The sequence below is a fragment of the Candidatus Synechococcus spongiarum genome, assembly GCF_900047545.1.
Classification (GTDB): Bacteria; Cyanobacteriota; Cyanobacteriia; order PCC-6307; family Cyanobiaceae; genus Synechococcus_B; species Synechococcus_B spongiarum_C.
This window is the reverse complement of record NZ_FITM01000174.1, coordinates 1-3,773: the sequence shown is the minus strand read 5'-3', so window position 1 is coordinate 3,773 and position 3,773 is coordinate 1. Positions and strand designations below refer to the sequence as shown.

Below are 3,773 nucleotides of genomic sequence, written 5' to 3'. Positions count from 1 at the left end.
GACTTCGCCATTCAGGCCCAGGAATGCGGCTGGGTCACTTCGCGGCAGATTGAGGCCAGTCGCCGCGCCATGACCCGCGCCATCCGGCGGGGAGGCAAGGTGTGGATCCGCATCTTTCCTGACAAATCCATCACCATGCGTGCCGCAGAAACCCGCATGGGATCGGGCAAGGGCAACCCGGAATTCTGGGTGGCCGTGGTGAAGCCCGGACGGATCCTCTTCGAGATGGGCGGTGAGGAGATCAGCGAAGAGCTGGCCCGCTCCGCCATGCGACTGGCCCAATACAAGCTGCCGGTCAAGACAAAGTTCCTGGTGCGCGAGGGCATGGGCCTTAACCCCATGCCCGCCGTTGCCAATGCCAACGTCACGCCTCCTGAAGGGGCCTAGGGCGACTTCCGCCATGGATTCCATGACCAACTCCGCATACACCGACCTTCTTCAGTTGGACGACAGTGCCCTCAAGGAGCAGGTTGCGGCGGCCCGCAAAAACCTGTTCGAGTTGCGCTTCAAACGGGCCACCCGTCAACTGGACAAATCCCACCTGTTCCGGCAGACCCGAGTCAAGCTGGCGCGACTGCTCACCATCCAGCGGCAGCGCCGCCAAGTCAAACCTTCCACCTCTCTATCCACCGATTAACCCATGGCCACCAAAGAACGACTGGGCGTCGTCGTCAGCGACAAGATGGACAAAACCATCGTAGTCGCAGTCGAAAACCGCTTCCCTCATCCCGTCTACAAAAAGACGGTGAGCCGCACCAAGCGCTACAAGGTGCATGACGAAACTGATCGCTGTCACGTGGGTGACCGGGTCTTGATCTCGGAAACCCGTCCCGTCAGCCGCCACAAAACCTGGACGGTGGCAGAGATCATCAGTTCCGCAAAGCGTTGAGGGGAGACCAGCCATGATTCAGCAGGAAACCCATCTCAACGTGGCCGACAACAGCGGCGCCCGCAGAATCCAGTGCATTCGGGTTCTGGGCAACAGAGGACGCTATGCCCATGTGGGGGACGTGATTGTTGCTGCAGTGAAGGATGCCACCCCCAACATGGGGGTAAAAAAGTCCGACGTGGTCAAGGCGGTGGTGGTGCGCACCCGCGCCACCCTGCGGCGGGATACGGGCAACGCCATCCGGTTTGACGACAACGCCGCCGTGATCATTAACGACGACAAAAATCCCCGGGGCACCCGTGTCTTTGGACCCGTGGCCCGGGAGTTGCGGGAGCGCAGCTTCACCAAAATTGTTTCCCTGGCCCCGGAGGTCATCTGATGGCAAAGCCGACACCGACACGCAAGCTGCGCATCAAGACGGGTGACACCGTTCAGGTGATCGCAGGCAAGGATCGGGGTAGGAGGGGCAAGGTGCTGCGCACCCTGCTGGAGGACAACCGGGTGGTGGTGGAGGGCATAAACATGCGGACACGCCACGTCAAGCCCAAGCAGGAGGGGGAGCGGGGTCGCATTGCCAACGAAGAGGCCCCCATCCACGCCTCCAACGTCATGCTCTACTCCGTGGACCAGAAGGTGGCCAGCCGCATTGAGATGGTCCTTCAGGAGGATGGCAGCAAAAAGCGGCGGCTTAAAAAAACTGGAGAGATCCTGGATTGACGGTCTGCTGTCCCCCCATGCTTCTTTTCCCGTTCCGCCTCTGCCCCAGATGACCACCTTCGTTCCCCTTAAGCAGCGCTACAAAACCACCATCCAGCCCAGGCTGCAAAAAGAACTGCGGCTGGACAACATCCACCAAGCGCCCAAGCTCGTCAAGGTTACCGTGAACCGTGGCCTGGGCGAGGCGGCGCAGAACTCTAAGGCCCTGGAAGGATCCACGGCCGAGATTGCCAAAATTACCGGGCAAAAGCCGGTCATCACCCGGGCCAAGAAGGCCATTTCCAGCTTCAAGATCCGTGCGGGAATGCCCATTGGCGTCATGGTGACGCTGCGAGGTGACCGCATGTATGCCTTCCTGGATCGCCTCATCAATCTGGCCTTGCCCCGCATCCGTGATTTCCGCGGTGTCAACCCCAAGAGCTTTGACGGCCGCGGCAACTACACCTTGGGGGTGAAGGAGCAACTGATTTTTCCGGAAATCAGCTTTGACGAGATTGATGCCGTCCGCGGCATGGACGTCACCATTGTCACCACTGCCCGAAGCGATGACGAGGGCCGCGCATTGCTCCGGGCAATGGGCATGCCGTTCAGCAAGACCTGAGCCCCCAGCAAAAATTCACCATGGCCAGCCACGACTCCATTTCTGACATGCTGACCCGCATTCGTAATGCGAGTGAGAAACGTCATGCCACCACCAGCATCCCTGCCTCACGCATGTGCTGCAGCATCGCCAAGGTGCTGCGGGAAGAAGGCTTTATCTATGCCTTTAGCGAAGAGGGCGAAGGCTTCTGCAAGCAGTTGGTGCTTGAATTAAGGTACACCGGAAAGCACAAGCAGCCGTTGATTCGTGCCCTGCAGCGGGTCAGTCGGCCCGGCTTGCGCATCTATTCCAATCATCGCCACTTGCCCAAGGTGTTAGGTGGCATTGGTGTGGCGATTCTTTCCACATCTCGAGGGGTCATGAGCGACCGCACTGCCCGCAAGCAGGGCATTGGCGGCGAGGTGCTCTGTTACGTTTACTGACCCCAAGACCACCTCTCCTGAAGACAACACCATGTCACGAATCGGCAAGCAACCAGTTCCCATTCCTGCCAATGTCCAGGTGCAGCTTGAGGGGCGCACGGTTCAGGTGAAAGGCCCCAATGGAGAGTTACGGCGCACCCTGCCCGAGGGCGTTGCCGTTGCCCGTCATGAACAAGCCCTGGTGGTCACCCCCACCGGCGCCAGCCGCACCAACCGGATGCGCCATGGCCTGTCCCGCACCCTTGTGGCCAACATGGTGGAGGGGGTGACCAGGGGCTACAGCAAAACCCTGGAGATGGTGGGCGTGGGCTACCGGGCTCAAGTCAAGGGCAAAACCCTGGTGCTGAGTGCCGGCTACAGCCATCCCGTGGAGTTGGTCCCTCCCCAGGGCATCACCTATAAGGTGGAGAACAACACCAGGATCACGGTCAATGGTGCCGAGAAGGAGGTGGTGGGCAACGAGGCGGCCAAGGTTCGCGCCGTGTCTCCACCGGAGCCTTACAAGGGCAAAGGCATCAAGTACGCGGGTGAGATCATCCTGCGCAAGGCCGGCAAGGCTGGCAAGAAGTAAACCTCGGCCCCCCAACAGCCTTTTTCTCCATTTGTGACCATGCTTGCCTCTCGCACAGCCCAGACCCAGCACCGCCACCGGCGTGTTCGCCGCCGCATCGAGGGCACCCCACAACGGCCCCGCCTTGCGGTCTTCCGCTCTAATCACCACATCTATGCTCAGGTGATTGACGATGGCGCACAACATACCTTGGCTGCGGCATCCAGCCTCGATAAGGATCTGCGCCAGGCCCTGCCGGGATTGGGGGCCAACTGCCAGGCTTCACAGGTGGTCGGTCAGTTGGTGGCCAAGCGGGCTCTGGCCAAAGGCATTCGCTCTGTGGTCTTTGACCGGGGCGGCAACCTCTATCACGGTCGGGTCAAGGCCCTGGCCGATGCTGCCCGGGACGCGGGCCTTATCTTTTAGTGCTGACCATGACCGATTCCAACAGCAAACCCCAAGTCCCCGCCGCTGCGGACGTTCCCCCTGCTTCCGAAAGGCAACAGGAGCAGCAGGGCCAGCGCCGTGAGCGCCGTGAGCGCCGTGAACGCCGCACCCGCCGTGAGGAGCGGGACTCCGAATGGCAGGAGCGGG

9 protein-coding genes are annotated in these 3,773 nt (G+C 60.9%); all 9 read left to right on the top strand.

Annotation, left to right across the window (positions count from 1 at the left end):
• Positions 1–387, top strand: a 387-nt coding sequence (gene rplP / locus FLM9_RS07480) for a 50S ribosomal protein L16 (RefSeq protein ID WP_074457983.1), incomplete at its 5' end; no start/stop codon positions are given.
• 22 nt (positions 388–409) lie between these two features.
• Positions 410–637, top strand: coding sequence for a 50S ribosomal protein L29 (gene rpmC / locus FLM9_RS07475; protein WP_074457984.1), 228 nt, complete (start codon positions 410–412; stop codon positions 635–637).
• A gap of 3 nt (positions 638–640) precedes the next feature.
• Positions 641–889 carry a 30S ribosomal protein S17 gene (gene rpsQ / locus FLM9_RS07470; RefSeq protein WP_074457982.1) on the top strand — a complete coding sequence of 83 codons (249 nt, stop codon included), beginning with the start codon at positions 641–643 and terminating at the stop codon, positions 887–889.
• 13 nt (positions 890–902) lie between these two features.
• Entirely contained in the window at positions 903–1,268 is a 366-nt protein-coding gene (gene rplN / locus FLM9_RS07465; protein WP_074457981.1) for a 50S ribosomal protein L14, read from the top strand.
• On the top strand, positions 1,268–1,606 hold the full coding sequence (rplX, locus tag FLM9_RS07460; RefSeq protein WP_074457980.1) for a 50S ribosomal protein L24: 339 nt from the start codon (positions 1,268–1,270) through the stop codon (positions 1,604–1,606). Before rplN ends, rplX begins: the two co-directional genes overlap by 1 nt.
• A 49-nt stretch (positions 1,607–1,655) precedes the next feature.
• The gene (rplE, locus tag FLM9_RS07455) at positions 1,656–2,207 is read left to right on the top strand and encodes a 50S ribosomal protein L5 (protein ID WP_074457979.1); all 552 of its coding nucleotides are present in this window, start codon (positions 1,656–1,658) and stop codon (positions 2,205–2,207) included.
• A 20-nt stretch (positions 2,208–2,227) separates the two neighbouring features.
• The gene (gene rpsH, locus FLM9_RS07450) at positions 2,228–2,629 is read left to right on the top strand and encodes a 30S ribosomal protein S8 (RefSeq protein ID WP_074457978.1); all 402 of its coding nucleotides are present in this window, start codon (positions 2,228–2,230) and stop codon (positions 2,627–2,629) included.
• 31 nt (positions 2,630–2,660) lie between these two features.
• On the top strand, positions 2,661–3,200 hold the full coding sequence (gene rplF, locus FLM9_RS07445; protein WP_074457977.1) for a 50S ribosomal protein L6: 540 nt from the start codon (positions 2,661–2,663) through the stop codon (positions 3,198–3,200).
• Between the two features lie 39 nt (positions 3,201–3,239).
• Complete coding sequence (rplR, locus tag FLM9_RS07440) at positions 3,240–3,605, top strand: 50S ribosomal protein L18 (RefSeq protein ID WP_074457976.1); 366 nt, start codon at positions 3,240–3,242, stop codon at positions 3,603–3,605.
• Positions 3,606–3,773 lie beyond the last annotated feature (168 nt).